This is a genomic window from Catellatospora sp. NPDC049111 (genome assembly GCF_040648615.1).
Classification (GTDB): Bacteria; Actinomycetota; Actinomycetes; order Mycobacteriales; family Micromonosporaceae; genus Catellatospora; species Catellatospora aurea.
Genome location: NZ_JBEZEB010000016.1, coordinates 76,776 through 100,242, shown reverse-complemented (window position 1 = coordinate 100,242; position 23,467 = coordinate 76,776). Strand labels below are relative to the sequence as shown.

Below are 23,467 nucleotides of genomic sequence, written 5' to 3'. Positions count from 1 at the left end.
CGCCTACCCTGCTGGGGGTGGACGCTGCCGAGCTGTGGAACGCCGAGTACCTTGCCGGTCGATACCTCGACGACCCGCCCGTCGGCTTCGTCGACGACATCGTGGCGGCGGCCGGCCGATGCAGGCTGCGCCGAGGCGTCTACATCGGATGCGGCAACGGCCGGAATCTGCTGCCCCTGCTCGACGCGGGCCTGGACCTGATCGGCCTGGACATCTCCACCGAGGCGATCGTCCAACTGCGCGAGCGCCGCCCGGACCGCGCCGGCGAGCTGATCGTCGGGGATCTGCGCGCGCTGCCGGAACAGGATCGCTACGAACTGGTCGTCGGGATCCAGGTCTTCCAGCACGGCACCCGCGCCCAGGCCCATCGCCACCTCGGCGCAGCCGCCGCCCGGGTCGCGCCGGGCGGCCTGCTCTGCGTCCGGGTGAACGCCACGGCCACCGACATCGAGTACGACCACGACGTGGTCGAGGCCGCGCCCGACGACGGATTCACCATCCGCTACCGCAGGGGGCCGAAGACCGGGCTGGACATCCGCTTCTTCACCGCACACGAGTTGCAGGCCCTCCTGGGGGACCGGTTCACCGCCGTCATGCCTCTGCGGCTGCACAGCACCCGTCGCACCCCGCCCGCCGAGGGCCGGTGGTCGCAGTGGGAGGGCATCTGGCAGCGGGCCGGCCGATGAGGTCCGAGAGTGGGCGGATCACCGGGCCGTGACGCCCGGTGACCCGCCCACGTCTCACCGGGAGTGAACCGCGTGCTCCAGCGGCTGTGGGTGCGCGGGGCGTCCGGCGCCCGACTTCAGGACCGCGGTGGCCGCACCGGTGGTGACCACGACGAGCGCGGCGAGGGCGAGCAGCGTGGCGGCGTCCGGGTGGATCAGTGACTGCCCGCGGCCCGTCTGCCACGCGAGCAGGGCGAGCAGGCCGGTGCAGGCCGCCCCGGCGACGGTCATGAGCCGGGCGCGGACCGCTTCGTCGCGCAGGACCCGGCTGTGCCGGGCGAGCACCTGGAGCAGGAGCGCGGTGAGCAGCAGGGCGTGGACGGCGTGCAGCCCGAAGAAGTGCGGCACGCGGAAGTCGCCGCCGGTGGTGCTCCAGTTGGTGAGGAACATGCCGTTGCCGTCGGGGTCGCCGATGCCGTGGCCCTGGTACATCGTCACGTCGGTGCCGTTGGCGTCGACGACCGTGCGCTCGTGGATGCTGGTGGCCATCCACCAGATCGGCACCAGCATGCCCACGGTCGACAGCAGGATGCCCCAGCGCACGGCCCGGGTGAACGGCTGGTCCAGGGCACGCTGGGCCAGCAGCACGCCGGCGATGACCAGCTGCGTGATGAGCAGGCCGGCCACGCCGTAGGTGAACAGCTGCGTCATCGCGACGGTCACCGGGTCGTCGACGTTGGCGTTGAAGTGGCTGAAGGTGCCGCGGGCAGCCTGTACGGTGATGCCCGCGACCTCGACCGTGGCCGCGACGGCGAACACCGTCCCGGCCCACCAGCCGGTCCGCCGGGCCTTGCGCAGTTTCGTCAGCAGCCAGGCGAGCGTGCCGTTGTAGAGGGTGAAGGCGATGCCGAACTTCAGCGGCTTGACCCACACCGACTCACCCAGCAGCAGCTGGTCGTCGAGCAGCAGCCCGGCGACGGAGACCAGGACGAGGCCGAGCATGAGGGTCACGTTCGCCATGAGCGGGCGGTGCCAGGTGCGCCAGGGGTGGAGCAGGTTCATCAGGTTTCTCCCCGTCGTGAGGTTTTCGACAGTTCGAAACGCTACGTTGCGTTCATGGTTTCGGCAATCATGGATCGCGTTGCTGGACATGTAATAGCAGATGAGGAGGTGTCAATCGTTGCAATGATGGTGTCACCTAATGCAACTGGCGATTGCAATGATGTCGCGCGCGGCCGCATACTGGCGGGGCGACTGATCGAGAGGGGCGAAGAATGCCTGGTGGACGGCTGACGTTGCAGGATCGCCAGCGCATCGCGGCCGGGCTCGCCGAGCGCCTCGGGTACGCCGAGATCGCCCGCACGCTGGACCGCCCGACCTCGACGATCACCCGAGAGGTGCACCGCAACGGCGGGCCGCTGGCCTACCGCGCCGACCGTGCCCACCGAGCCGGGGAGAGCCGGGCGCGGCGCACGCCGGCCGGGGGAGCGGCGAAGAAGGCTCCGGTGGCGCAGGCCGCCGCCCACGGGCGCGACCCCGAGGCCGTGCGGGCCTTCGAGGAGCAGCTCACCGAGCTGACCGCGCGCACCGGTCTCACCCGGATGGCGGCCAGGATCCTCGCGCACCTCTACACCACCGACAGCGGCAGCCTCACCGCCGCCGAACTCGTCGCCCATCTCCAGGTCAGCGCGGCGTCGGTGTCCAAGGCGGTGGGGGATCTGGAGCAGCAGCAGCTGATCCGCCGCGAACGCGACCCGCGGTCACGCCACGACCGCTATCACATCGACGGCGACGTCTGGTACAAGGCGTGGCTCGCCAGCTCCCGGATGAACACGACCCTGGCGCAGATCACCGGCCAGGGAGCGCGGATCCTGGGACCCGACACCCCGGCGGGCGCGCGCCTGCGCGGCACGAGCGACTTCCTCCAGTACCTGGGCCAGGCGATGCTGGACGCCGCGGAGCAGTGGCGCCGTGACTCCTGACCGGGGTTCGCGCTGCCTTGTTGTCCAATCGTGACCTGATTCGAGGATTGACGGCCCGCCGTTCGGGGAAGCGTCAGGCAATCCCGACCATCACAGCGACGTGAGCGAGCGGACCATGACCGAGATGCTGGAGCTGCGCCTGTACACCTCACCGGTGGGCGTGTACCTGACCGCCCACGGGCGGCTCGACTCGACCACGGCACACCAGCTGGGAAAGGCGATCGGTGTCGTGCTCGATCGTTTTCCCACCGACCAGCTCACCGTGGACTGCGCCGGCCTCGACGCGATCGACGCCGCGGGGATCAGCGTGCTGATGCTCTTCCGGACCAGTGCGCTGCGGCTGGGCGTGCACCTGACGGTGGCCGACCCGCCGCCGCACATCCGTGCCGCCATCGAGGCGCTGCGCGCCGAACAGCTGCTCGCGACCACCCCGCGCGACCCGGACGGGGTGAGCCCGTGGCATCAGCCCGAGCGCGGCCGCTCCAGGGCGCTGCGGTACCACTGCCTGCACCCGTCCACGGCGGCACGGCGTCCACGTCGCCCGCGATGAACGGTCAGCTGAACTTCGTCGTGGGCCGTTTCTGCAGCACGCCGTCCACGTAGAGGTCGACCTTCTCGTTGTAGAAGGCGACCAGCCCTTCGATCTTCCGGCTCTCGTGCAGCGGCGTGCGGTACGACCACACGAGGTCGTCGCGCACCGTGTCGCCCGTCCGCACCGACCAGTACTCGGCCTGGCCCTTGTACGGGCAGTGGCTGACCGTGTCGGTGGGCTCGAGCAGATCGAGCCGTACGTCGGTCTTCGGCAGGTAGAAGCGCGCCGGCAGGCCGGTCTCGAACAGGATCGTCGGGCGGTGCGACTCGGCCACCGTCACCCCGTCGACCTCGACCCGTACGTGGCGCGAGCTGGCCAGGATGTCGACCCGGGTGTGCGGGTCGCGGGGATGGGTGTAAACCTCCTCGTCCTCCTCGAACCAGGCGTCCATGGCCCCCCACTCGAACCGCACCAGCCCCCGTAGCCCCGTGATCGGCGAGTTCTCGTAGCGCACCGCCGCGTCCTCGGCCGTGCGGTCGCCGACCTGCACCGTGTACAGGTCGCCCTCGCCCATGCCCGTCGTCGCCGTCCGGCCGGTCGGTTTGAGCAGCTCGCTGTGCACGTCCTCGACGGGCAGGTAGTAGGCCGGGTAGTACGGGACCTCCCAGACGAGCACCGGTCTGCTCGTGTCGGCCACGACCTGGCCGTTGAAGTACGCGCGTACGCGCTTGGCGCCGTGCTCGATCCGGGTGCGGGTGCCCGTGCCGGTCGAAATGCTCATACACCGATCAACGATGCGGTCCCCGGGTCACATTCCGCACAGATATCGGCGGGGTGCCCGGTCCCGGGCACCCCGCCGCTGTTCAGCCGATGGCCGCGCCGAACCAGCGCGGCAACTGCTCCAGCAGCTCCTGCTGGTCGTCGCCGACCCAGGCGACGTGGCCGTCCGGCCGCAGGAGCACGGCGGGCACGTCGAGTTCTTCGCTGACGTCGACGACGTGGTCGACCAGATCCGCCCAGCCGTCGACCGACAGCCGGCCGGTCTGGTCGAGCAGCAGCCCGCGACCGGCGTGCATCAGCCCGTACAGCCGCCCGCGCTTCAGTTCGACGTCGCGCAGCCGCCGGCCGAGCAGCTCGTGGCCGCCGCCGAAGTCGTAGCGGATCCCGATCGCGGTGATCTTCTCGATCAGGTGCCGGTTCACCTGCTCGAAGTCCATCAGCTCCGACATCAGCCGGCGCACCGCCTGCGGGCCCGGCTCGGTGGACATGAGCGTCATCTGCGCCCGGGTGTTGTTCAGCACGTCGGCCGCGACCGGGTGCCGTTCGGTGTGGTAGCTGTCCAGCAGCCCGTCCGGGGCCCAGCCGTTCACCTCGGCTGCCAGCTTCCAGCCGAGGTTGAACGCGTCCTGGACGCCCAGGTTGAGGCCCTGCCCGCCGGTCGGCGGGTGGATGTGCGCCGCGTCGCCGGCCAGCAGCACCCGGCCGACCTGGTAGCGCTCGGCCTGCCGGGTCGCGTCGCCGAACCGGGACAGCCAGCGCGGCGAGTGCACGCCGAAGTCGGTGCCAGCGATCGCCCGCAGCTGCCGGCGGAACTCGTCCAGCGTCGGGGCCGTCGTGCGGTCCTCGGCCACCCCCTCGGCGGGCACCACGACCCGGTAGACCCCGTCGCCGATCGGTCCGAGCCCGAACCGCTTCTGGGTCTGGCGGACCTCGGCGACCACGGCGGCCACCTCGTCCGCAGGCATGGTCGCCGCCATCTCGCCCAGCAGCGTCTCGGCCGTGGCGGGCTCGCCGGGGAAGCCGACGCCGAGCAGCCTGCGCACCGTGCTGCGGCCGCCGTCGCAGCCGACGAGGTAGCGCGAGCGCAGCCGCGTGCCGTCGGCCAGCTCGACGGTCACCCCACGGTCGTCCTGGCTCAGCCCGGTCAGCTCGCTGCCGCGCCGGATCTGCGCGCCGAGTTCGGCGGCGCGTTCGGCCAGCAGACGATCCGTGGTGGGCTGCGGGATGCCCAGGACGTAGCCGTGCGCGGTGTCCAGCCGCTCCGGGGAGGGCTTGTCGATCCCGGCGAAAAAGCTGCCGAGCGGATACTTCTTGCCCTGTTCGAGGAACCGGTCCAGCAGCCCGCGCTGGTCCATGACCTCGATGCTGCGCACGTGCAGGCCCAGCGCGCGCACGTAGGCGGCCGGTTCGGTCTCCTTCTCCAGCACGAGCACCTGCACGCCGTGCAGCCGCAGCTCGCAGGCCAGCATCAGGCCGGTAGGCCCCGCCCCGGCGACGATCACGTCGATCATGAATTCCCCCAACCGCATGCGCGCATCTCGTGACGAAAGCGCGCGTACATCGCGAATACCTGATTTCCGCAGGTTCTGGCTTCGGCTGGAGATTCTGCAGCATGACCGGGGTCTTGCCGCAAGACCGGGGGTGCGGTATAAGTTAATAGTGGCAGGGAGAGTGCTCTCCTTGCCTTTTCTGTTGCCGCAGGTGCGACGCTCAGTCGTCGAGGCCCTGCTCGATGGCGTAGCGGACCAGCTCCACCCGGTTGTGCAGCTGCAGCTTGCCCAGCGTGTTCTGCACGTGGTTCTGCACCGTGCGATGCGACAGGGTGAGCCGCTCGGCGATCTGCCGGTAGCTCAGACCCTTGGCGACCAGGCGCAGCACCTCGGTCTCCCGCTCGCTGAGCCGCGGCGTGTCCGGGCCGTCCCCGGGGGCGGCGGCGAGCCTGCGGTACTCGCCCAGCACCAGGCCCGCGAGCCCGGCCGTGAACACCGCGTCGCCCTCGGCGGTGCGCCGCACGGCGTCCAGGAACTCCTCCCGCGCCGCCGACTTCACCAGGTAGCCCGCCGCGCCGGCCTTGACGGCGTCGAGCACGTCCTGCTGCTCGCCACTGGCCGACAGCACCAGCACCCGCATCTGCGGCAGGGCCGCGACCAGGCCGCGGATGACCTCCACCCCGGACAGGTCCGGCAGTTGCAGGTCGAGCACGACGACGTCGGGGCGCACCGACGGGCCGATGCGCACCGCCTGCCCGCCCTCGCCGACCGCGGCCACCACCGTGTACCCGGCGTCGGTCAGGTCGCGGGCCACCCCGTCGCGCCACATCGGATGGTCGTCGACCACCATCACGTCCACCACGCACGTCAGCCTAGCGGGGCAGCGGCACCCGCAGTTCCACCTCGGTGCCCTCGCCGGGGCCGCCGGTGATGGCGACCGCGCCGCCCAGGTCGCGGATGCGGCCCTGGATCGACTGCGCCACCCCGAGCCGTCCCGACGCCGCGGCCTCGGCGAGCCGGCCCGGCGTGATGCCCGGCCCGTCGTCGCGGATCGACACCGTGACCGCGTCGGGCTCCTGCTCGACCAGCACCCAGGCCCGCGTCTCGGGACCGCAGTGGACGGCCACGTTGTCCAGCGCGCTGCCGGCCGCCGCGGCGACCTCTGCCGCGATCGCCGCGGGCAGCAGCACCGGCGTCGCGGGCATGGCGACGGTGACCCGCGGGGAGCCGTACCGTCCCAGCAGCAGGCGCAGGTCCGCGCTGCCCGCGGCCGCCGCCTCGTCCTGCACGCCCACCAGCGAGCGCAGCACCGCCTCCTGCTCCCCGGCCAGCCGCCCCAGCTCCGCGGCCTCGCCGCCCAGCTCCGTGCCGCGGCGCTGCACCAGGGCGAGCACCTGCAGCACGGAGTCGTGGATGCCGCGGGCCAGCCGCTCGCGCTCGCGGGTCGCGGCGTCCAGTTCCACGGCCCGCTGCATCCGGGTCTCGGCGTCGTCGGTCAGCCGGGACACGTACCCCATGACCCCGCCCGCGAGCAGCAGCAGCACCGTGCCGTTCGCGGTCGCCGAGGTGATCTCGCCGCGCAGGAACAGGTCGGCCGCGCCGAGGATCAGCGCGGCGATCCCGCCCGCCCGGCGGCCGCCGCGCAGCGCCCACACCAGCACCGCGCCGGCGACCCAGGCCATCGGCAGCGTCGGCCCGCCCGAGGCCAGGCGTTCGGGCGACACGACCAGGTTGGACGCGAGCAGGCAGGCAAGGGTGACGGCCAGGTCGGCCGCCAGCCAGGCCCGGTTGCGGCCGGCGGGATCGTGGTAGCGCACGCCGGTGACGGCGGTCCAGGCGGTCATCGCCGCGAGCACCGCCCAGCCCAGCCAGGGCCGGGTGAAGTCGCGGAACCCGGCCAGCATGAGGATCGTGGCGTACACCAGCGCGGCCACCCGGAACACGGTGACGGCCCGCCACAGTGGCGCCTGCAGTCCCACCGGCGGTCTCCTTTCCGCAGCCGTCGATTCGCGCCGAGCGGCCGTCCGGGATCACGCCGTCCGGGATCGCGGCGCGTCGGCCGCCCGGGTCGAGCGCACCCGGTGCCAGATCTCGTCCGGGCAGTACGCTACATCCCGGCGTCGCAGGTCGAACCGGCTCACCCGCCGGACCACGAGTTCGAGGAAGCCGTCCTCGACGGCGTACGGGTCGGCGCTGCCTGTCCAGAACGGAACATGGTCGCCGCGGTGCGACTTGTCCTTCGACGTGATCTGCAGGACCTCCAGGTGGTCGGGATGCACACGCAGCACGACGAACGGCCGGTCCTTGGACCCGTCGCCGTCGCGGAACTCGATCTCACCCCACCAGATCTCCTGGGGTCGCGGGTCGGCCCACGCGGTCGGGCGCTGTGGCGCGGCCTGCGTCCGGCGCGGCAGCTTGCGGTCGAGCAGCCGCAGCACGAAGTAGAACACCAGGGCCGTCGTGCCGGCGGCGACCGGACCGACCAGCGGCAGTGACGTCTCCAGCGTCAGCGGCTGCTTGCCGGCCGTGACCGGGGGCACCGTGCCGCCGAGATAGCGCTGGTGCAGCACCAGCGCCAGCAGCGCGGTGCCTGCGGCAAGCGCCGTCAGGACGCCGGCGCGGACGAGATGGACCTGGTGCCGGGGGTGCACCCTGCCGCGTCCGGCGAACCGGACCACGAGGTAGGCCACGACCGGCGCGAGCGCCACACCGACCCACCCACGACGGGTACGCCCCGATCTGGCCGGGGTCCTCGGCCAGCAGGAACGCCACGATCGCGGGCGAGGCGAGGATCGTTCCGGGAATGGAGATCGCCAGACTCGCGAGGAACGGCCCCAGCAGGATGAGCATCAGACACCCGCACCCGGAAGGGTTTTTGCGCCGCGCCATCGACTTTCCCTCCATATCGGACGACATGTGATCATAACTTTTGGCGAGTCCTAATATGGCGCGATGAGTGAACAGATCCGCCAGCCGACGCCGTCCGTGGTACCGCCACCTGTGCCGCCTCCCGGCCGGTCGTCGTGGCTGCTCGTCGGTGCCGGGCTGGGCGCGATGGTCGCCGCGTGCCAGCTCGCCGTCCTGATCGGTCCGCTGCTCGGCGCGGCCCGGCAGGCCCTCGGCCTGACGGCGACCGGGCTGACGACCGTCGTTGTCGCGCAGTTGGCCGCCATCGTGTCGGGATTCGCGGCCGGTTACCTGCTCGGGCGGCGGGCGCCTGCGGCGGTGACCGGATCGGCGCTCGTGCTGATGCTGCTCGGTGCAGTGATCGTCGCGTTCTCGCCTTCGGCGGCGATACTGACGATCGCCGTGCTGCCGGCCGGACTAGGTCAGGGCGCGGCGCTCGGCGCCGGTGCCGCCTCGACTGGCCGGGCAGGCGAGCGGCGGGCACAGGCGCGGCTGGCCCTCGGCTTCGCCCTGTTGTTCGCGCTCGCGTTCGGCGCGCTGCTCGGCTGGTTCGCCACGAGGTCGCTGAGCTGGCGGCTGGCCTGCCTGGCGACGGTGCCGTCTGTCGTCGTCGGGCTGTTCGCGGTGGTGGTCATCGCGGTGGCCGCGTCGGTGCGCGGCACCCAGGCGGGGCGCTGAGGTCTCCGCCGCGATTCGATCGACCGCGTGCCGGCCCGACCAGATCATCGACATCTCGGCCCTGCTGCGCGCCCGTGGGAAGGTTTATCCGGCCGATCCGAGCTGACCGTGGAGCCGCACGGCACCGCTCTACAGGCAGGATCCCAGGTCGGCGGAGACGTCATGAAGCCACCGCAGCTGACCGGCGTAGTACTCCAGGGAGGCGGCCGCCTCGGCTGGTGCGAGCGGCGCGTACTTGACGCGCTCGACCTCGTGCAGTTTGGCCCGTTGCAGAGCGGGCAGCATCGCCTGCCTGTCGGCGAGCCCGTACGCGTCGACGAACAGGCGAAGCCGCCTCGGCAGGTCCGGCAGGGGGTCGAAGTCGGCTTCGCGTAGTTGCCCGGGTGGGCACAGCGGCACGAAACTCCACGCGGCCGCCGCCAGGTCGTCGAGCGGGTCCACCGGCTGCGTGGCGTCCCAGTCGATGAACGCCACCGGGATCCCCGCCCGGTAGACGGTGTTCCACGGTCCGAGGTCACCGTGGGAGACGATCTGTCCCGGGCGGGGCGCACACGGATGGAAGCGGTAAGCGGTGATCGTCGGGCTGAACCCGGCTGCCGCGTGGTGCAGCCGCCTGATCAGCTTCGCCGCCTCGGTCAGGGCTCGGTCCGTGCGGGCGTACCCCGGCAGGCGGGCACCACGGCCGGGCTGCCACTGCGGATCCACCGCCACGTCCCCGGACAGGTATGTCAAAACCTCGTGACCGCCCTCGACACCCACGAACCGCGGCGAACCGGCGAATCCGACCGACTCCAGGTGGCCGAGAAACTCGTGCACCGCCGGCGACCACGAGCCCATCGGCCGGTGCACGTGGCCGCCGCGGCGCACGATGCCGGCCGTCATCCGGCCGCCCACCAGCGGTTCCTCCCCGTCCATCGGTCCAGTATCCACGGCAGTCGCTTGCTCGCGGGACGTGAGGCGACCGTGCATTCGTGACGAACGGGCCACCCGAGCCGGTGGGTCTGCGGTTGGTCGCGTATCCGGTCGTGGCCGCGCCGATGGCGGTGCTGCTCGGCGTCGGCGGTAACGTGTCCGGCACGGGCCCGCCGCGGTGACCAGGGAGCTGCCGCCCACGCGCAGTACGCGCAGCCACTGGCCTGACCGGCTGGGAAGGCGGGCGGAGGGCGTCGATCTGGGAGTCCGAAGACCGGCCTCGCGTCCACGGCCCCGGCCTGCCCGGAGCCCGACAGCAGCGGGAGCCTGCCCATGGTCAGCGAGTTCTACGACGTCATCCACCGCCGCCGGGACGTGCGTGGACAGTTCACGGGGGCCGCGATCTCGGTCGACGTGCTGGACCGGGTCCTGGAGGCGGCGCACGCCGCGCCCAGCGTCGGCCTGACGCAGCCGTGGGATTTCGTCGTGGTCCGCGACCGGCCGCTGCGGGAGGCGTTCCATCAGCACGTACACCGGGAACGTGAGGTGTTCGCCGCCACGCTGGACGCCGAGGCCGCCGAGCGGTTCGCCCGGATCAAGATCGACGGGGTGCTGGAGTCGACGCTGTCGGTCGTGGTGACCTACGACCCCGACCGAGGATCTCCCGCGGTGCTGGGCCGGCACGCGATCGCCGACGCCGGGCTGTACTCGGTGTGCCTGGCCATCCAGAACCTGTGGCTGGCGGCCACGGCGGAGCAGTTGGGCGTCGGGTGGGTGTCGTTCTACCGCGAGGAGTTCCTGCGGGAGCTGCTAGCCATTCCGGCCGGGATCCGTCCGGTCGCCTGGCTCTGCCTCGGCCCGGTCACCCACCTCGAAGCCGTGCCCGACCTCGAACGGCACGGCTGGCGCCGCCGCCGGCCGCTGGCCGAAGCCATCCACACGGACCGGTGGACACCTCGCTGAACGGGGCGATCACAGGATCAGGTCAACGCACCCGGGACCGGGCGTCCGAAAGCTCACGTCGTGACTCGACAGCTGCAGCCGGGAGACGCCCAGCACGGAGAAGCGAAGCTCGACGACCAGAGCACCAGCACGACGGCTCCGATCCGCAGCACGGTTGCCCACCCTGGGTCCCGTCGGGGCACGGGTGTGACGTCGTGGCCGAGAGGGTCGCCCGGCCGCGGCCACAACGGATCGACCTCCGACATCACCTGAAGGGCGGAGTTCCGGTGCGCCGAGGCGTCGCCCGGAACCGGAGTCTCTTCCGCGGCACCAGTCACCGCCACAGCCTAGACATGGTCGGCGGATTGCGTCGTCCCTGCTGAGGCTGTGATGAGCACGGTGTGCTTGCGTACGCGGAAGCTGCCGTCGGCATCGATCCGGGCCTGGAGGTGGTTACGGGCCGCGGCGAACTGCTTCGGCGTGAGCGGTTCGGACGACAGGCTGGCGAGATAGGTGAGGACCGGGTCGGGGCTGGGGACTTCGAGGTCGCCGTGGTAGCGCTCGACCGAGACGTCGGCGAAGAGGCGCGCCAGGTAGCCGGGACCGGTCTCGGCGGTGAAGTCGTTCTGGGTGGCGTGCAGCGCCAGGTCGGGGCGACCGACTGCCGGTCCGATGGCGTTGAGTTCTTCGAGGTGGTCGCGGCCGTTCACGGCGACCGCGAGCCGCCCGCCCGGACGCAGCACCCGGGCGAACTCGCGCAGCGCGGCAGCCGGGTCGTCGACGTGGTACAGCATGTGGTTGGCGATCACGGTGTCGAACACGGCATCGCCGAACGGCAGGTCCGTCGCGTCGCACTGCCGCACACGCGCTTCGGGGACGGTGCGCAGCTGCTCGCACATCGCGCCGGAGAAGTCCGTCAGGGTGAGGCGGATCCCTCTGGTGACGTGATCCACGTGGGTCCACAGTTTTCCGGTGCCGGCGCCGACTTCGAGTACGTCGCCGGCCAGCGGGAGCCGCTCGCCGAGCCAGGAGAACCAACTCTGCGGGTTCGTGCCGTAGGCATGCAGTGCGATGCGAGCGGTGAGGTTTTCGGTCGTCGTCGCGTACTGGCTGACGGCATGCGCGGACGGCGTCGAGGTCATCGTCGCATCGTAGATCGAGTCGCGTTGCGCGATGGGGCACCTCGCTCGCGGTCGTCGCGGGGTGCCCCATCATGGCTCAGGCCCGCTTGGTCTCCCAGAAGATCTTGGAGATCTCCTCGATCCTGCCCAGCAGCTGCTCGGCCACGGCCGGGTCGGCCTGACCCTTGGTGCCGGCGGCGCCGGACAGCTTGGTGGCCTCGTTGAACAGCTGGTTCAGGTTCGGGTACTTCTCGAAGTGCGGGGCCTTGAAGTAGTCGGTCCACAGCACCCACAGGTGGTGCTTGACCAGCTCGGACCGCTGCTCCTTGATGATCAGAGCCCGGGTGCGGAACTCCGGGTCCGTGTTGGCCTGGTACTTCTCGCAGATGGCCTTGATCGACTCAGCCTCGATCCGGGCCTGGGCCGGGTCGTACACGCCGCAGGGCAGGTCGCAGTGGGCGCCGGCGACCAGGCGCGGGCGCAGCAGGTGGGACAGTCTCATCAGGTTGCCTCCGGTGACAGTGGTGAGGTGTGGAACCTCCTGGCGTGGTAGATCAGCTGCCCGTCGTCGGGTCCGTGGAAGACGTCCAGGACACCGGCGACGACGACGGTCGCGTCGCCGATCGGGACCTGCCGCAGCGGCCTGACCCGAAGCGCGGCCAGCGCGCCGGGCAGGAACGGCTCCCCGGTCGGCAGCGTGCTCCAGCCCTGCTCGGCGGTGAAACGGGGCCCGCCCGCGCGGGAGAAGTCCCGGGCCACCGCCACGTGCGCAGGCCCCAGCAGGTGGACGACCAGGCTTTCGGCCTGCAGCAGGTGCCGCGCCGACCGGGTGCCCATGACGGAGAAGGACAGCGCCGGGGGTGTGAGCGACACCGACGCGACGCTGGAGGCGGTCAACCCGACCGGGCCCTGCGGCCCCGCCGCGCAGATGATCGCGACCCCGCTCGGGTAACGGCCGAACGCCTCCCGGAACCGGATGCCCACCAGGTGCGGGGCAGCTGTGTGATCCACAGCCGCGACGCTAAAACCTCAACCGCACTTGATGTCAAACTCGCCGGTCGGCGAGGCATACGTCTCCGTGCGCCTACATCTATTTTGATGTGGGCACATCAAAATAGATGTAGGCGCGGTACGCGGTGTCACTTGCCGCGCGGTGATGTGGGCTGCTTGTGGCGGTCGTGGTGGCGGGCCACCCGTGCCCGGTTCCCGCAGGCGTTGCCGCACCATTCGCGGTTGGGCCGGTCGCGCAGGAACAGCAGCACGCAGCCGGGCGCGGCGCAGACGCCGAGGCGGCCGGTGGCGAGCAGATCGACCGCGTCGGCGGCGACCTCCGCGAGCGCACCCGGCACGGGCTTGCCGTCGTGCCGGGCGGTCACCGCTTTTGCGTCGGAGGCGAGTTCCTGCCAGCGGGGCGCCGTCCGGACGGCGGCGTTCAACCGTTCGATGTGCGCGCGGTCTGCTGCCTGGCCGGCCGAGACGGCGACCGCGATGGCGCGCACGGCATCCCGCAGGTCGCGGGCGGCGGCCAGGTCGGTGCGGCTGATGCGCGGCGAGCCGACGGGTACGGCGAGCAGCGGCGCGGCGGCGTCGAGCCAGGCGGCGAGGTCCGCCGGGGCCTGGAGCTCGTCGCGGATCTCGCCCTGGCGAGCGTGGACGGTGTTGGCCAGCTCGATCGCAAGTCGCATGGCCTAATGCTATCTCTCGTTGAAGCCATTAGCTCACCGTGCTACCGTTTAATGGGCACCAAGAGATTTGCCATTAGAAGGGTGGGACATGAGCGACCACGGCATCACCACGGGCCATGTCGGGCTGAACGTCACCGACCTCGACCGCTCCGTCGGCTTCTACCGCCAGGCGCTCGGCGTCGAGGTCGTCGGCCGCTCGGACGCCGACGGCCGGCGCTACGCCTTCCTGGGCCGCGGGGGCACGCCGATGATCACCCTCTGGCAGCAGAGCGCCGCGCCGTTCGCGGCCGACCGCGCCGGACTGCACCACCTGGCCTTCCAGGTCGCCGACGGCACGGCCCTGGCCGAGGTCGAGCATCGGCTGCGCGCGCTCGGCGCGACCATCCGCGACGACAGTGGGGTGGCCGGTGAGCCGGCCGCCGCCGGGCAGCTGTTCTGCTACGACCCCGACGGCATCCGCCTGGAGTTCTACGCCCTCCAGCGTCCGCCCCGGCCGGCACCCGCCGCGACCGACGGCCCCGCCTGCGGATTCTTCTGAGCGCGCCATGGCCAATCATCCAGGAGAGGTGTACGTCCAGCGCAGGTCCGGCTTCGACCGGGAGGGGCTCGGCTCGGCGGGCATGGGCGTGCGGCTGCCGGAGGTCGCCCGCCGGTTCCTCACCCACCAGCGCCTGCTGGTGATCGGCGCAGCCGACGCGGCGGGAGCCCTCTGGGCGAGTCCGCTGTACGGCCCGCCGGGGTTCGTGCACGCCGACGGCGAACGCGAGGTGATCGCCGAGACCGTGCCCGCCGCCGGCGACCCGCTGCGCGGGGCGTTCGCCGCCCCGAGCCCCATCGGCGCGCTCGTGCTCGAACCGGCCACCCGCCGGCGCATGCGCGTCAACGGCACCGGCCACGACCAGGGCGGCCGACTCGTCATCACCGCCGACCAGATCTTCGCGAACTGCCCGAAGCACATCACCCCGCGGGAGGTCCGCGGCGAGGTCCACGCCGGCCCGGCCGCGGCGGTCGGCGACCGGCTCTCCGCCGAGCAGCGGCGTTTCATCGCCGGTGCGGACACGTTCTTCATCGCCAGCAGTGCCGACGGCCACGGGGTGGACGTGTCGCACCGCGGCGGCGACCCGGGGTTCGTCCTCGCCCGCGACGCCACCACGCTGTCGTGGCCGGAGTATCGCGGCAACGCCATGTACATGACGCTCGGCAACCTGCACCTGCAGCCGAGAAGCGGCCTGCTGTTCGTCGACTGGACCGGTGCCCGGCCCGCGCTGCGCCTGACCGGCCGGGCGAGCATCGACTGGGACCCGGGCCGGGTCGCCGAACATCCCGGTGCGGAACGGATGATCGACTTCGTCGTCGACCGGGTCGTCGAGACCCCGGGACCCGCACTGGTATGGGACAGGGTCAGCTAGCTTCAACGCCGTGACCCGACCTGCCGAGCACGAGCCTTTGCACCGTACGCGTGCCCGAGCGCAGCTGCTGGCCGGTGGCCGGCGCGCCGACACGGCCGCCGACGTCGTGCGGCGGGTCTTCGCGATCCAGGCCCAGGACGCGACCGCCGCCGCCCTCGGCGTCCGGGCACGCGGACGCGACCTCGGCGCGCAGGCGATCCGCGCCGCGTACGAGGGGGACAGGTCGATCGTGCGCAACTGGTTCATGCGCGGCACGCTGCACACGATCCCGGCCGAGGATGTGCGCTGGGTCACCCGGCTGCTCGCCCCGCGGGTGATCGGCGCAACCCGGCACCGCTACCGCGACCTCGGCCTCACCGACGAGCTGATCGACCGGGCCGACAACCTCGTCGAGGAGGTGCTCGGCGCGCAAGGGCCGCTCACGCGGCACGAGCTGGCCGAGCGCCTCACCGCCCTCGGCGTCGACCCCACCGGCCAGGCGCCGTTCCACCTGATCCGGCACGCGGCGCTGGTCGGGCGGGTGTGCCACGGGCCGGTGCGCGCCGGCGAGCAGACGTATGTGCTGCTGGACGACTGGGTGCCGCGGTCCGACGAGCCCATGCCGACGGACGACGCGGCCGTCGCGGAACTGGCCCGCCGGTACCTGGCCGCGTACGCCCCGGCGACCCTGGACGACTTCGTGTGCTGGTCGGGCGTCGCGGTCACCGTGGCTCGCCGGGCGTGGCAGGGCCTGGCCCGATCGGGGGCGATCGTCGTCGACGGCGACTCGGCGCTCCTGGCGCGGCAGGAGCCCGCGGACGAGTCCGCGACGCCGGACGTGCGCCTGCTCCCGGCCTACGACAACTACCTGACCGGTTACCGCACCCGCCGGGAGTCGGTCGACGCCGCCCACGAGGCGCGCGTGTGGCCCGGCGGCGGGGTGATCCGGGCGACCGTGCTGGTCGACGGGCGGGTCGCGGGCACCTGGTCGCGCGGCTCCGGCGGGCGTGCGGTCACCGTGGACCTGTTCGAGCCACTGTCCGAACAGGTCCAGGCCGAGGTCGATCGAGAGGCGGCCGCCGTCACGGGATTTCTGCGTCCGGCCGGCTGAGCTGATCGACGGCAGTGGAAGTACCGGACGTGGCTGCCTACACTACGTCGCATGGTCATCGGAGAGCGGATGCGATGCGGCTGCTGATAAACGGCCGGCACCACGAGATCGAGCACGGTGACGAGCCGCTGCTGTGGGTGCTGCGCGACGAGCTCGGCCTGACCGGCACCCGGTACGGCTGCGGTGTCGGGATCTGCGGCTGCTGCACGGTGCTGCTGGCGGGCCGGCCGACGCGAAGCTGCCAGATCACCGCTGCGGAGGTCGGCGACCGCCCCGTGGTGACGTTGGAGGGTCTGGCCGAACGCGGGCCCGACGGCCAGGTCGTCGCCCTGCACCCGGTGCAGCAGGCGTTCGTGGAGACCCCGCTGCAGTGCGGCTGGTGCCTGCCCGGCCACGTGCTGACCGCGGTCGCGCTGCTGGCCCGCGACCCCGACCCGGACGAGGCCACGATCGCCGAGGCCGCGAGCCCGAATCTGTGCCGGTGCGGCGGGTACAACACCATCAAGGCCGCGGTGGCCCGCGCGGCCGAACTGGCGCGCGACGCATGACCGGCGACGACACCGCGCCGTCCGAACCGGACGTGCGTCCCAAGCGTTGGCGGGTCGCCCGGCGCAGGCTGCTGATCGGGGCCGGGGCGACGGTCGGGTCGCTGCTGGTGGGTGTGCCGATCGCGCTGGAGTACGGCCGCCCGAGCCTCGCCCGGTGGATGCTGGAACGCGGCACCGGTCCGGCCGAGATCCCCGAGTCGTCGCTGGTCTGGTTCGAGCTGACCGGTGACGGCATCACCGTGCACGTGCCGAAGATCGAGATGGGGCAGGGCATCCACACCGCCCTGGCGCAGATCGCGGCCGAGGAACTGCGGGTGCGGCCCGAGCAGCTGGCCGTGGTCCAGGCCGACACCGCTCGCGGGTTCCCGGCGGCGACGTTGTTCACGTTCGGGTCCACTTCGGTCGCGTCGCTGTACACCCCGATCCGCGAAGCGGCCGCGGCCGTCCGGGAGATGCTGGCGATCGAGGCGGCCCGGCAGCTGAACGTCGAACCGGCGGAACTGACCGTTGCGGAGGGCGCGTTACAGGTCGCGGGGACCGGGCGCGTGCTCGCCTACGTCGATGTCATCGCCGCGCATCAGGGGCCGTGGCAGGAACCGGGGGAGCGCCCCGTGCTGCGCCCGGCCGGTGAGTTCACCAGCATCGGCCGGTCCGCGCCCCGGGTGGACTTCCGGGCCAAGGTGCTCGGCGAGGCGACCTACGGCTATGACGCCCGGCTGCCGGGTATGGACTACGGCGCGTTCGCGGTGCCGCCGCGCTTCGGCGCGCGGCTGGAGAGCGCCGAGCCGGGCGACGCCGCCGGGATGCCCGGCGTGCTGCAGGTCGTCATCGACGTCGAAGCCGGATTCGCCGGCGTGGTCGCCGACACCAGGACCCGCGCCTGGGCGGCGGCCCGCGCCCTGCGCACCACCTGGAGCGAGGGCACCCGGGTCGACACCGGCGCGCTCGAACGGCAGGTCACCGCCGGGGACGGCGTGGTGTTGCGCCGCGACGGCTCGATCCGCAATGCGTTGTCGCGGGGCCGGATCGTGCAGGCCGAATACCGTACGCCGATGGCCGCCCACGCCCATCTGGAGCCGCTGGCGGCACTGGCCGCGGTGGAGCCCGGACCGGCCGGCAAGGTCGAACTCTGGGTGCCGACCCAGAGCCCGGAGAGTGTGCTGGAGGACGTGCGCGCCGCGCTCGGCGAGGAACGCGAGGTCGTCGTCCATGTCACGCAGCTCGGCGGTTCCTTCGGGCGCAAGGGCGGCCAGCACCTGGCCGTCGAGGCCGCGCGGCTGTCCGCGGCCACCGGTCGGCCGGTGCACGTCGGCTGGACCCGCGATACCGACCTGCGGCAGGCCTTCTACCGGCCGCCCACGCATACGAAAATGCGCGGCTCGGTCGGGCCGGACGGCATGATCCGGGGCGTGGAGCAGGTCAGTGCGGCCGGGGACATCATCTGGGCCGTCGCGGGCCTGCCCGAGCCGGTGCGCAGCCTGATCGGGTTCGACCCGGGCGGCCTGCTGGGCCTGTTCCTGCCGTACGACCTGCCCGCGTACCGGCTGGTCAACCGGCGTGAGCAGCTGCCGGTGCCGACCGGGCCGTGGCGCGGGCTGGGCCTGATGCCGAACACGTTCGCGCTGGAGAGCTTCTTCGACGAGCTGGCCGAGGCCGCCGGGACCGACCCGCTGACCTACCGGCTGGCGCACCTGCGCAAATCCGGTGAGCAGGGGGAGCGGCTGCGGACGGTGCTGCGTACGGCGGCGCAGATGGCCGGCTGGCACGAGTCGCTGCCCGCCGGGCTCGGCCGGGGCATCGCCTGCTCCGGCGACGCCCGCACGGTCGTCGCGGTCGTCGCCGAGGTCGACCTGTCGGGCGGACGGCTGCGGGTCACCGGCGTGGACGTGGCCGTCGACTGCGGCCTGGTGGTCAACCCGGCCGGGGCGAAGCTGCAGGCCCAGGGCTCGGTGGTGATGGGACTGAGCTCGGCGCTGCGGGAGGAGCTGCGTATCCAGGACGGGCAGGTCGTGTCCGACAACTTCGACAGCTACCCGATCCTCGCGATGGCCGACACGCCACCGGTGCGGGTGACGTTCGTCGGCGGCGGCGAGGTGCCGTACGGGATGGGTGAGCCGGTCGTCGGCCCGGTGCCCGCCGCGGTGGCGAACGCGGTCCGCGCGGCCGGCGGCCCACGGCTGCGGAGCCTGCCGCTACGCCTGTGACCGTGCGTTTTCGCGGGTCACCGTAGTTCGGCGGGCGGGGCGGTGGGGTCCTCGTCGGGCGTGAGGTCGAGCTGCAGCCACGTGACGTCGTGCCAGCCGCCGAGCTTCCAGCCGACTTTGCGGTAGGTGCCGACGTCGGTGAACCCGAACGAGTGGTGCAGTCCCATGCTGGCCTCGTTGGGCTGGGTCACGCCGCCCATCACCCGGCGGTAGCCGCGGGCGGCGAGGATGGGCAGCAGCGCGGCGTACAACGCCCGCCCCGCACCGGTGCGGCGGCGGCCCTGCTGCAGGTAGATGCTGGCGTCGCAGGCCCAGCGGTACGCGGCCCGGGTCCGGTGCTCGGTGCCGTAGGTGTAACCGGCGACCTCGCCGTCGATCTCCAGCACCAGCCAGGCATGGCGCTGGTTGGCGGCTTCGATGCGCCGGGCCATCTCCGCTGTCGTGGGCGGCTCGGTCTCGAACGTGATCGTCGTGTCGGTGACGTACGGCGCGTAGATCGCGGCGCAGGCGGCGGCGTCGTCCGCTGTCGCGCGCCTGATGTTCCCATCCCCACTCATGGCGACTATAGTAGGCATCATGTTCACTATAGTGTCAACGGCCCGGCTGTGACCGACGATCTCGGCAAAGCGCTCGCGTCGACCGTTCGCGCCGCCCGCGAGGTGCGTGGTCTCACGGTCGCCGCCCTGGCCGACGTCTCCGGCGTGTCCCGCGCGATGATCTCGAAGGTCGAGCACGGCGAGGCGCAGCCGACCGCGGCCCTGCTCGCCAAGCTGTCCGTCGCGCTCGGACTCACGCTGTCGGAACTGATCGCGCGGGCCGAGGGCACCGCGGGGCAGGTCGCGCGACGCGACGAGCAGCAGGTGTGGACCGACCCCGAGACGGGCTACACGCGCCGCGCGGTCTCGCCACCGGGGAGCACCGCCCTGGAACTGGTCGAGGTGGAGCTGCCGCCCGGTGCCGAGGTCGCCTACCCCGCGCAGGCCTACCGCTTCATCAGCCACCAGATCTGGGTGCTCTCTGGACACCTGCGCTTCGTCGAAGGCGAGCAGGTCCATGAACTCGACGTCGGCGACTGCCTGCAACTCGGCCCGCCGGCCGACTGCGTGTACGTCAACGCGACCGCAGCCCCATGCCGCTACCTGGTCGTACTCGACAAGCATGGCCGCCCCAGATAGCTGATCGAAACACGTGGAGCGGTTCGCGGACGTCGCCCGCGAACCGCCTCACGTGGTCCCCCTCCGCCACCGTCACGTGACGACCGCCAGCCGAGCCCGCTACTCGGCCCGCAGGGCCGTGGCGACCCGGGTGCGGGCCGCCCACCCGGCGGGCAGCAGCGCCCCCAGCACCGCCAGCAGGATGCCCGCACCGCCGAGCAGCAGCAGGTCGCCGAGCGCGTAGACCTCCATCGCCGACTGCGGCAGCGCGGTGCTGGCGGCCTCGCCCATCACCGGGATGACGGCGTGGTGCAGCGCGACGCCCAGCGGCACGGCGATCACCCCGGCCAGCAGGCCCAGCCCGACCATCGAGGTGACGACCATGATCCGGGTCTGCCGGGGCGTCATGCCCAGCGCCTTGAGCACGCCGATCTCGTGTATGCGCTCGCGGGTGGTGAGCACGACCGTGTTCAGCACGCCGAGCGCCGCCACGACACTGAGCAGCAGCGTCAGGGTGCCGATCAGCGCCTGGATGATCAGGAACGTCTCGCCGTCGTCGCCGGCCGTCTGGTCCTCGACGAACACCCCGGACGTCTCCTCCGGATACTTGGCCTGCAGCGCCGTCGTGTACGCGGCGGCCTCCGTGCCGGGCGTGAGCCCGATCTCGACCCGGGCCATCATCGGTTTGGCCACCAGCGACACGTCCCCGATCATCGTGAAGCTGTCGCTGCCGTTGATGACCTCCGCGGTGATGGTGACCACCCGGCCGCCGGGCATCGTGATCCGGTCGCCGACCGCGTACCCGGTCTGGCGCAGGAAGTACGACGAGACCACCACCTCGTCGGCATTGCTGTACCAGCGCCCGGACACGATCCGGTAGCCGACCCAGCTCGCGTCGCCGGTGTAGCCGTTCAGCCTGACCTCCTGCGACAGGCCCGCGACCCGGATCTCGGCCTCCTTCAGCAGCGTCGAGCGGGCGGTACCCGGCATCGCCGCCACGGTCGCGGCGACGTCGGCGGCGTCCGGTGGGGTGATCGGCTCACCGCCCGGCCGGGCCATCACCGGCCCGAACGCGTCCGGCACGAAGACCTGCACCGTCACCGGCACCGCGTCCAGGCGGGTGAACGCGACGTTGACCTCGGTCATCGAGGCCGACAGTCCGCTGGAGAAGACCAGCGTGACCGCCCCGAGCAGCAGCGCGACCAGGGTCGCCACCGCTCGCGACGGCCGGGCCAGCGGCATGCCCAGGCCCAGCGCCACCGGACGGGGCAGCGGCGAGGCGGTCAGCGCCCGGCGGGCCCGGAAACCCCGGCCGGTACGCGGCGCGCGGCCCACGCTGATCGCCTGGTTGGCGGCCAGCCGCCCCGCCCGCGACGCCGGCCCGATCGCCGACAGCACGACCAGCAGCGGCGCGGCGACCAGCACCAGCCCGAGCACCCACAGCGGCACGCCCGCACCGTCACCGGGCAGCCCGTACGCGTCGTCGGTCTCGGCGAGCAGCGGCACCGCCAGCCCCGCGCCCAGTGCCACGCCGAGCACCGCCGCGACCAGCGCCGGGACGAGCACCTGCGCGACGTACACGGCGACGACCTGCCCGGGGGTGAAGCCGAGCGTCTTGAGGATGCCGATGGTGCGGAAACCCGAGACGACCGCGCCGTTGACGACGTTCACCGTGATCAGCACGGACAGCACGATGCCGAGCAGCGCGAACGCGACCACGAACGGCGCGATCGCCGAGATGGACCGGTTGAGCGACTGCCGGATCGTCAGGTACGTCGTCGCGCCGGTCACCGCGCCCGCCGGCAGCGCGGCGGTGACCTTGGCCAGGTCGGCGCGCACCGCGGCGTCGTCGACGCCCGGAGCGGCGAAGCGGTAGAGCATCTGCCGCGCGGCGGTGTCCCCGCCGAGCACGTCGCTCTGCGTCGGCCACACCCATGCGTCGGCGGTGCCGGTGACCGACGCGGCGATCCCGACCACCCGCAGTTTCACCCCGCTGACAGTCACCTCGCTGCCCACGGCCGTGCGCGGCCCGGAGGTGCGCCGGGTGAGCACGATCTGCCCCGGCCCGCTCAGCCAGGAGCCGGTGCTGAGGGTGAGCCGGTCCACGGGCCCCTGCTGCTGCTCGCGCCCGACGATGACGAACTCCATGTCACGCGGCCCGAACATCCCGTCCATGGGTGCCGTGACCAGGTCGAACGGCCCCGCGGCCGCGGCGACGCCGGACGCGGTCGCCGTGGCGGCGACCTGGTCGGCGGGCACGTCGGCCCGGATCGTGGCGGTGGCGTGGGAGCCCCGCGTGGTGGCGAACGCGTCGTCGAACGGCCCGTGCGAAGAGACGAGCAGGCCGACGCCGAGCACCGCCGTCGCCGCCGACAGCAGCATGACCACGCCGACGATCACGGTCTGCAGCCTGCGCCGCGTGACCGCCGCACGGGCCGCCGCCAGCACCGCGCCCGTGCCCCGGCCGCGCCGTGGCACGCCGGGTGCGGTGGCCGCGGCCCCGACGCGCGTGGTCGTCGGTGCGGCGCTCACGCGGGCACCGCCTCGGCGGCGTGGCCGTCGCGCATGGTGATCAGCCGGCGGCCCGCGGCCGAGGCCAGCTGCGGGTCGTGCGTGACCAGCAGCAGGGTCAGCCCGTCGGCGGACAGCTCGTGCAACAGGTCGCGTACGCCCGCCGCGGCCTCCTGGTCGACCGCGCCCGTGGGCTCGTCGGCCAGCAGCAGCTGGGGCCGGTTCATCAGCGCCCGCGCGATCGCGACGCGCTGGCGCTGCCCGCCGGACAGCCGCGCCGGGTAGTCGTTGGACTTGCCCGCGATGCCGAGCCGTTCGAGCAGCTCGTCGGCGCGGGAGCGGGCCTGGGCGGGACGCGCCCCGGCCAGCCGGGCGGGCAGCACCACGTTGTCGCGTACGGTCATCTCGTCGAGCAGGTGGAAGAACTGGAAGATGATGCCGACGTGGGCGCTGCGGAACCGGGCCAGCGCCGTCTCCGACAGCTTGTCGACGCGCACCCCCGCCACCTCGACGGTGCCGCCGGTGGGCCGGTCCAGCCCGGCGATGACGTTGAGCAGGGTCGACTTGCCGCTGCCGGACGGGCCCATGACCGCGACAGCCTCCCCGGCGTGCACGGTCAGGTCGACGCCCGCCAGGGCGGGCGGCCCGGCCGCCTCGTACGCCTTCGCTACGTCGCGCAGGCGGATCAGTTCGGTCATGGTCAATGGCCCCTTCCGGGTCGGACATCGGACCCGGTGACCGTAGGAAGCGGCGGTGCACGGGCGCGTCCGGCGCGGGAGCGAACCTGGCGCGGTGTCCTCCGCCACGATGATGAGGCGGGTAGTCATCACGGCGGACGCAGCCCACGGCTGACCTGG

26 protein-coding genes and 1 riboswitch are annotated in these 23,467 nt (G+C 72.4%); of the genes, 12 read left to right on the top strand and 14 right to left on the bottom strand.

The genetic code is table 11. The features are described 5' to 3' along the window. The first annotated feature begins 17 nt into the window (after window positions 1-17). Window positions 18-686, top strand: coding sequence for a class I SAM-dependent methyltransferase (locus AB0B66_RS22640; RefSeq protein ID WP_360533104.1), 669 nt, complete (start codon window positions 18-20; stop codon window positions 684-686). A gap of 54 nt (window positions 687-740) precedes the next feature. Here the strand turns inward: AB0B66_RS22640 and AB0B66_RS22635 are convergent, their stop codons facing one another. Next, window positions 741-1,727 carry a hypothetical protein gene (locus AB0B66_RS22635; protein ID WP_360533101.1) on the bottom strand — a complete coding sequence of 329 codons (987 nt, stop codon included), beginning with the start codon at window positions 1,725-1,727 and terminating at the stop codon, window positions 741-743. 212 nt (window positions 1,728-1,939) lie between these two features. Here AB0B66_RS22635 and AB0B66_RS22630 point away from each other — a divergent pair, with 212 nt between their 5' ends. Together AB0B66_RS22630 and AB0B66_RS22625 are read left to right on the top strand one after the other, a co-directional pair. After that, window positions 1,940-2,647, top strand: a complete 708-nt coding sequence (locus tag AB0B66_RS22630) for a MarR family transcriptional regulator (protein WP_360533098.1) — start codon at window positions 1,940-1,942, stop codon at window positions 2,645-2,647. 100 nt (window positions 2,648-2,747) lie between these two features. Continuing rightward, window positions 2,748-3,197: an STAS domain-containing protein gene (locus AB0B66_RS22625; protein WP_360533095.1), complete on the top strand. Its 450-nt coding sequence runs from the start codon at window positions 2,748-2,750 to the stop codon at window positions 3,195-3,197. A 4-nt stretch (window positions 3,198-3,201) separates the two neighbouring features. Here the strand turns inward: AB0B66_RS22625 and AB0B66_RS22620 are convergent, their stop codons facing one another. From AB0B66_RS22620 to AB0B66_RS22600, 5 genes are all read right to left on the bottom strand, one after another. Next, the gene (locus AB0B66_RS22620; protein ID WP_360533092.1) at window positions 3,202-3,960 is read right to left on the bottom strand and encodes a DUF427 domain-containing protein; all 759 of its coding nucleotides are present in this window, start codon (window positions 3,958-3,960) and stop codon (window positions 3,202-3,204) included. Window positions 3,961-4,042: 82 nt separating this feature from the next. After that, entirely contained in the window at window positions 4,043-5,470 is a 1,428-nt protein-coding gene (gene rox / locus AB0B66_RS22615) for a rifampin monooxygenase (protein WP_360533248.1), read from the bottom strand. Between the two features lie 199 nt (window positions 5,471-5,669). Then, window positions 5,670-6,299 carry a response regulator transcription factor gene (locus AB0B66_RS22610; RefSeq protein WP_360533245.1) on the bottom strand — a complete coding sequence of 210 codons (630 nt, stop codon included), beginning with the start codon at window positions 6,297-6,299 and terminating at the stop codon, window positions 5,670-5,672. Between the two features lie 22 nt (window positions 6,300-6,321). After that, window positions 6,322-7,428 carry a DUF5931 domain-containing protein gene (locus tag AB0B66_RS22605; RefSeq protein WP_360533089.1) on the bottom strand — a complete coding sequence of 369 codons (1,107 nt, stop codon included), beginning with the start codon at window positions 7,426-7,428 and terminating at the stop codon, window positions 6,322-6,324. A 51-nt stretch (window positions 7,429-7,479) separates the two neighbouring features. Continuing rightward, window positions 7,480-8,157, bottom strand: coding sequence for a hypothetical protein (locus AB0B66_RS22600; protein WP_360533086.1), 678 nt, complete (start codon window positions 8,155-8,157; stop codon window positions 7,480-7,482). Between the two features lie 244 nt (window positions 8,158-8,401). Between AB0B66_RS22600 and AB0B66_RS22595 the strand changes: the two genes are divergently transcribed. Continuing rightward, window positions 8,402-9,034, top strand: a complete 633-nt coding sequence (locus AB0B66_RS22595) for a hypothetical protein (protein ID WP_360533083.1) — start codon at window positions 8,402-8,404, stop codon at window positions 9,032-9,034. Window positions 9,035-9,163: 129 nt separating this feature from the next. On the opposite strand, the gene AB0B66_RS22590 is transcribed toward AB0B66_RS22595, so the two are convergent. Beyond that, a complete protein-coding gene (locus AB0B66_RS22590; protein ID WP_360533080.1) occupies window positions 9,164-9,949 on the bottom strand; it encodes a phosphotransferase in 786 nt (261 codons plus the stop codon). 56 nt (window positions 9,950-10,005) lie between these two features. On the opposite strand from AB0B66_RS22590, the gene AB0B66_RS22585 reads away from it, so the two are divergent. Both AB0B66_RS22585 and bluB read left to right on the top strand, forming a co-directional pair. Beyond that, window positions 10,006-10,128 (top strand): hypothetical protein, encoded by a 123-nt coding sequence (locus AB0B66_RS22585; protein ID WP_360533077.1) that lies wholly within the window; start codon window positions 10,006-10,008, stop codon window positions 10,126-10,128. Further along, window positions 10,090-10,220, top strand: a riboswitch (cobalamin riboswitch). Its footprint overlaps the gene before it by 39 nt. A 59-nt stretch (window positions 10,221-10,279) precedes the next feature. Then, window positions 10,280-10,909: a 5,6-dimethylbenzimidazole synthase gene (gene bluB, locus AB0B66_RS22580; protein WP_360533074.1), complete on the top strand. Its 630-nt coding sequence runs from the start codon at window positions 10,280-10,282 to the stop codon at window positions 10,907-10,909. 326 nt (window positions 10,910-11,235) lie between these two features. On the opposite strand, the gene AB0B66_RS22575 is transcribed toward bluB, so the two are convergent. The 4 genes from AB0B66_RS22575 to AB0B66_RS22560 all read right to left on the bottom strand — a co-directional run bounded on the left by AB0B66_RS22575 (window position 11,236) and on the right by AB0B66_RS22560 (window position 13,694). Continuing rightward, a complete protein-coding gene (locus AB0B66_RS22575) occupies window positions 11,236-12,030 on the bottom strand; it encodes a class I SAM-dependent methyltransferase (protein ID WP_360533071.1) in 795 nt (264 codons plus the stop codon). Between the two features lie 76 nt (window positions 12,031-12,106). Next, a complete protein-coding gene (sodN, locus tag AB0B66_RS22570; RefSeq protein ID WP_360533068.1) occupies window positions 12,107-12,511 on the bottom strand; it encodes a superoxide dismutase, Ni in 405 nt (134 codons plus the stop codon). Next, entirely contained in the window at window positions 12,511-13,020 is a 510-nt protein-coding gene (locus AB0B66_RS22565; RefSeq protein ID WP_360533065.1) for a flavin reductase family protein, read from the bottom strand. Before AB0B66_RS22565 ends, sodN begins: the two co-directional genes overlap by 1 nt. A gap of 128 nt (window positions 13,021-13,148) precedes the next feature. Beyond that, window positions 13,149-13,694: an ABATE domain-containing protein gene (locus tag AB0B66_RS22560; protein ID WP_360533062.1), complete on the bottom strand. Its 546-nt coding sequence runs from the start codon at window positions 13,692-13,694 to the stop codon at window positions 13,149-13,151. 88 nt (window positions 13,695-13,782) lie between these two features. Between AB0B66_RS22560 and AB0B66_RS22555 the strand changes: the two genes are divergently transcribed. The 5 genes from AB0B66_RS22555 to AB0B66_RS22535 all read left to right on the top strand — a co-directional run bounded on the left by AB0B66_RS22555 (window position 13,783) and on the right by AB0B66_RS22535 (window position 18,945). After that, window positions 13,783-14,232, top strand: coding sequence for a VOC family protein (locus AB0B66_RS22555; protein ID WP_360533059.1), 450 nt, complete (start codon window positions 13,783-13,785; stop codon window positions 14,230-14,232). Window positions 14,233-14,239: 7 nt separating this feature from the next. Beyond that, window positions 14,240-15,103, top strand: a complete 864-nt coding sequence (locus tag AB0B66_RS22550; protein ID WP_360533056.1) for a pyridoxamine 5'-phosphate oxidase family protein — start codon at window positions 14,240-14,242, stop codon at window positions 15,101-15,103. Between the two features lie 10 nt (window positions 15,104-15,113). Then, entirely contained in the window at window positions 15,114-16,193 is a 1,080-nt protein-coding gene (locus AB0B66_RS22545; RefSeq protein ID WP_360533053.1) for a winged helix DNA-binding domain-containing protein, read from the top strand. Between the two features lie 74 nt (window positions 16,194-16,267). Then, window positions 16,268-16,741 (top strand): 2Fe-2S iron-sulfur cluster-binding protein, encoded by a 474-nt coding sequence (locus AB0B66_RS22540; protein WP_360533050.1) that lies wholly within the window; start codon window positions 16,268-16,270, stop codon window positions 16,739-16,741. Continuing rightward, a complete protein-coding gene (locus AB0B66_RS22535; RefSeq protein WP_360533047.1) occupies window positions 16,738-18,945 on the top strand; it encodes a molybdopterin cofactor-binding domain-containing protein in 2,208 nt (735 codons plus the stop codon). The genes AB0B66_RS22540 and AB0B66_RS22535 overlap by 4 nt, the downstream gene beginning before the upstream one ends. 17 nt (window positions 18,946-18,962) lie before the next feature. On the opposite strand, the gene AB0B66_RS22530 is transcribed toward AB0B66_RS22535, so the two are convergent. Then, entirely contained in the window at window positions 18,963-19,502 is a 540-nt protein-coding gene (locus tag AB0B66_RS22530) for an arsinothricin resistance N-acetyltransferase ArsN1 family B (protein ID WP_360533044.1), read from the bottom strand. Window positions 19,503-19,550: 48 nt separating this feature from the next. On the opposite strand from AB0B66_RS22530, the gene AB0B66_RS22525 reads away from it, so the two are divergent. Next, a complete protein-coding gene (locus tag AB0B66_RS22525; RefSeq protein WP_360533041.1) occupies window positions 19,551-20,120 on the top strand; it encodes an XRE family transcriptional regulator in 570 nt (189 codons plus the stop codon). Window positions 20,121-20,219: 99 nt separating this feature from the next. On the opposite strand, the gene AB0B66_RS22520 is transcribed toward AB0B66_RS22525, so the two are convergent. Then, window positions 20,220-22,631 carry an FtsX-like permease family protein gene (locus AB0B66_RS22520; protein ID WP_360533038.1) on the bottom strand — a complete coding sequence of 804 codons (2,412 nt, stop codon included), beginning with the start codon at window positions 22,629-22,631 and terminating at the stop codon, window positions 20,220-20,222. Next, window positions 22,628-23,308: an ABC transporter ATP-binding protein gene (locus AB0B66_RS22515; protein ID WP_360533035.1), complete on the bottom strand. Its 681-nt coding sequence runs from the start codon at window positions 23,306-23,308 to the stop codon at window positions 22,628-22,630. The genes AB0B66_RS22520 and AB0B66_RS22515 overlap by 4 nt, the downstream gene beginning before the upstream one ends. Between the last annotated feature and the right edge of the window lie 159 nt (window positions 23,309-23,467).

What these genes read in the sequence shown, in the direction of transcription:
- AB0B66_RS22635 (WP_360533101.1), bottom strand. Translation starts at nt 1,727, where the DNA reads ATGAACCTGCTCCACCCCTGGCGCACCTGGCACCGCCCGCTCATGGCG.
- AB0B66_RS22630 (WP_360533098.1), top strand. Translation starts at nt 1,940, where the DNA reads ATGCCTGGTGGACGGCTGACGTTGCAGGATCGCCAGCGCATCGCGGCC.
- AB0B66_RS22620 (WP_360533092.1), bottom strand. Translation starts at nt 3,960, where the DNA reads ATGAGCATTTCGACCGGCACGGGCACCCGCACCCGGATCGAGCACGGC.
- rox (WP_360533248.1), bottom strand. Translation starts at nt 5,470, where the DNA reads ATGATCGACGTGATCGTCGCCGGGGCGGGGCCTACCGGCCTGATGCTG.
- AB0B66_RS22610 (WP_360533245.1), bottom strand. Translation starts at nt 6,299, where the DNA reads ATGGTGGTCGACGACCATCCGATGTGGCGCGACGGGGTGGCCCGCGAC.
- AB0B66_RS22595 (WP_360533083.1), top strand. Translation starts at nt 8,402, where the DNA reads ATGAGTGAACAGATCCGCCAGCCGACGCCGTCCGTGGTACCGCCACCT.
- AB0B66_RS22590 (WP_360533080.1), bottom strand. Translation starts at nt 9,949, where the DNA reads ATGGACGGGGAGGAACCGCTGGTGGGCGGCCGGATGACGGCCGGCATC.
- bluB (WP_360533074.1), top strand. Translation starts at nt 10,280, where the DNA reads ATGGTCAGCGAGTTCTACGACGTCATCCACCGCCGCCGGGACGTGCGT.
- AB0B66_RS22575 (WP_360533071.1), bottom strand. Translation starts at nt 12,030, where the DNA reads ATGACCTCGACGCCGTCCGCGCATGCCGTCAGCCAGTACGCGACGACG.
- sodN (WP_360533068.1), bottom strand. Translation starts at nt 12,511, where the DNA reads ATGAGACTGTCCCACCTGCTGCGCCCGCGCCTGGTCGCCGGCGCCCAC.
- AB0B66_RS22560 (WP_360533062.1), bottom strand. Translation starts at nt 13,694, where the DNA reads ATGCGACTTGCGATCGAGCTGGCCAACACCGTCCACGCTCGCCAGGGC.
- AB0B66_RS22555 (WP_360533059.1), top strand. Translation starts at nt 13,783, where the DNA reads ATGAGCGACCACGGCATCACCACGGGCCATGTCGGGCTGAACGTCACC.
- AB0B66_RS22550 (WP_360533056.1), top strand. Translation starts at nt 14,240, where the DNA reads ATGGCCAATCATCCAGGAGAGGTGTACGTCCAGCGCAGGTCCGGCTTC.
- AB0B66_RS22540 (WP_360533050.1), top strand. Translation starts at nt 16,268, where the DNA reads ATGCGGCTGCTGATAAACGGCCGGCACCACGAGATCGAGCACGGTGAC.
- AB0B66_RS22535 (WP_360533047.1), top strand. Translation starts at nt 16,738, where the DNA reads ATGACCGGCGACGACACCGCGCCGTCCGAACCGGACGTGCGTCCCAAG.
- AB0B66_RS22530 (WP_360533044.1), bottom strand. Translation starts at nt 19,502, where the DNA reads ATGAGTGGGGATGGGAACATCAGGCGCGCGACAGCGGACGACGCCGCC.
- AB0B66_RS22515 (WP_360533035.1), bottom strand. Translation starts at nt 23,308, where the DNA reads ATGACCGAACTGATCCGCCTGCGCGACGTAGCGAAGGCGTACGAGGCG.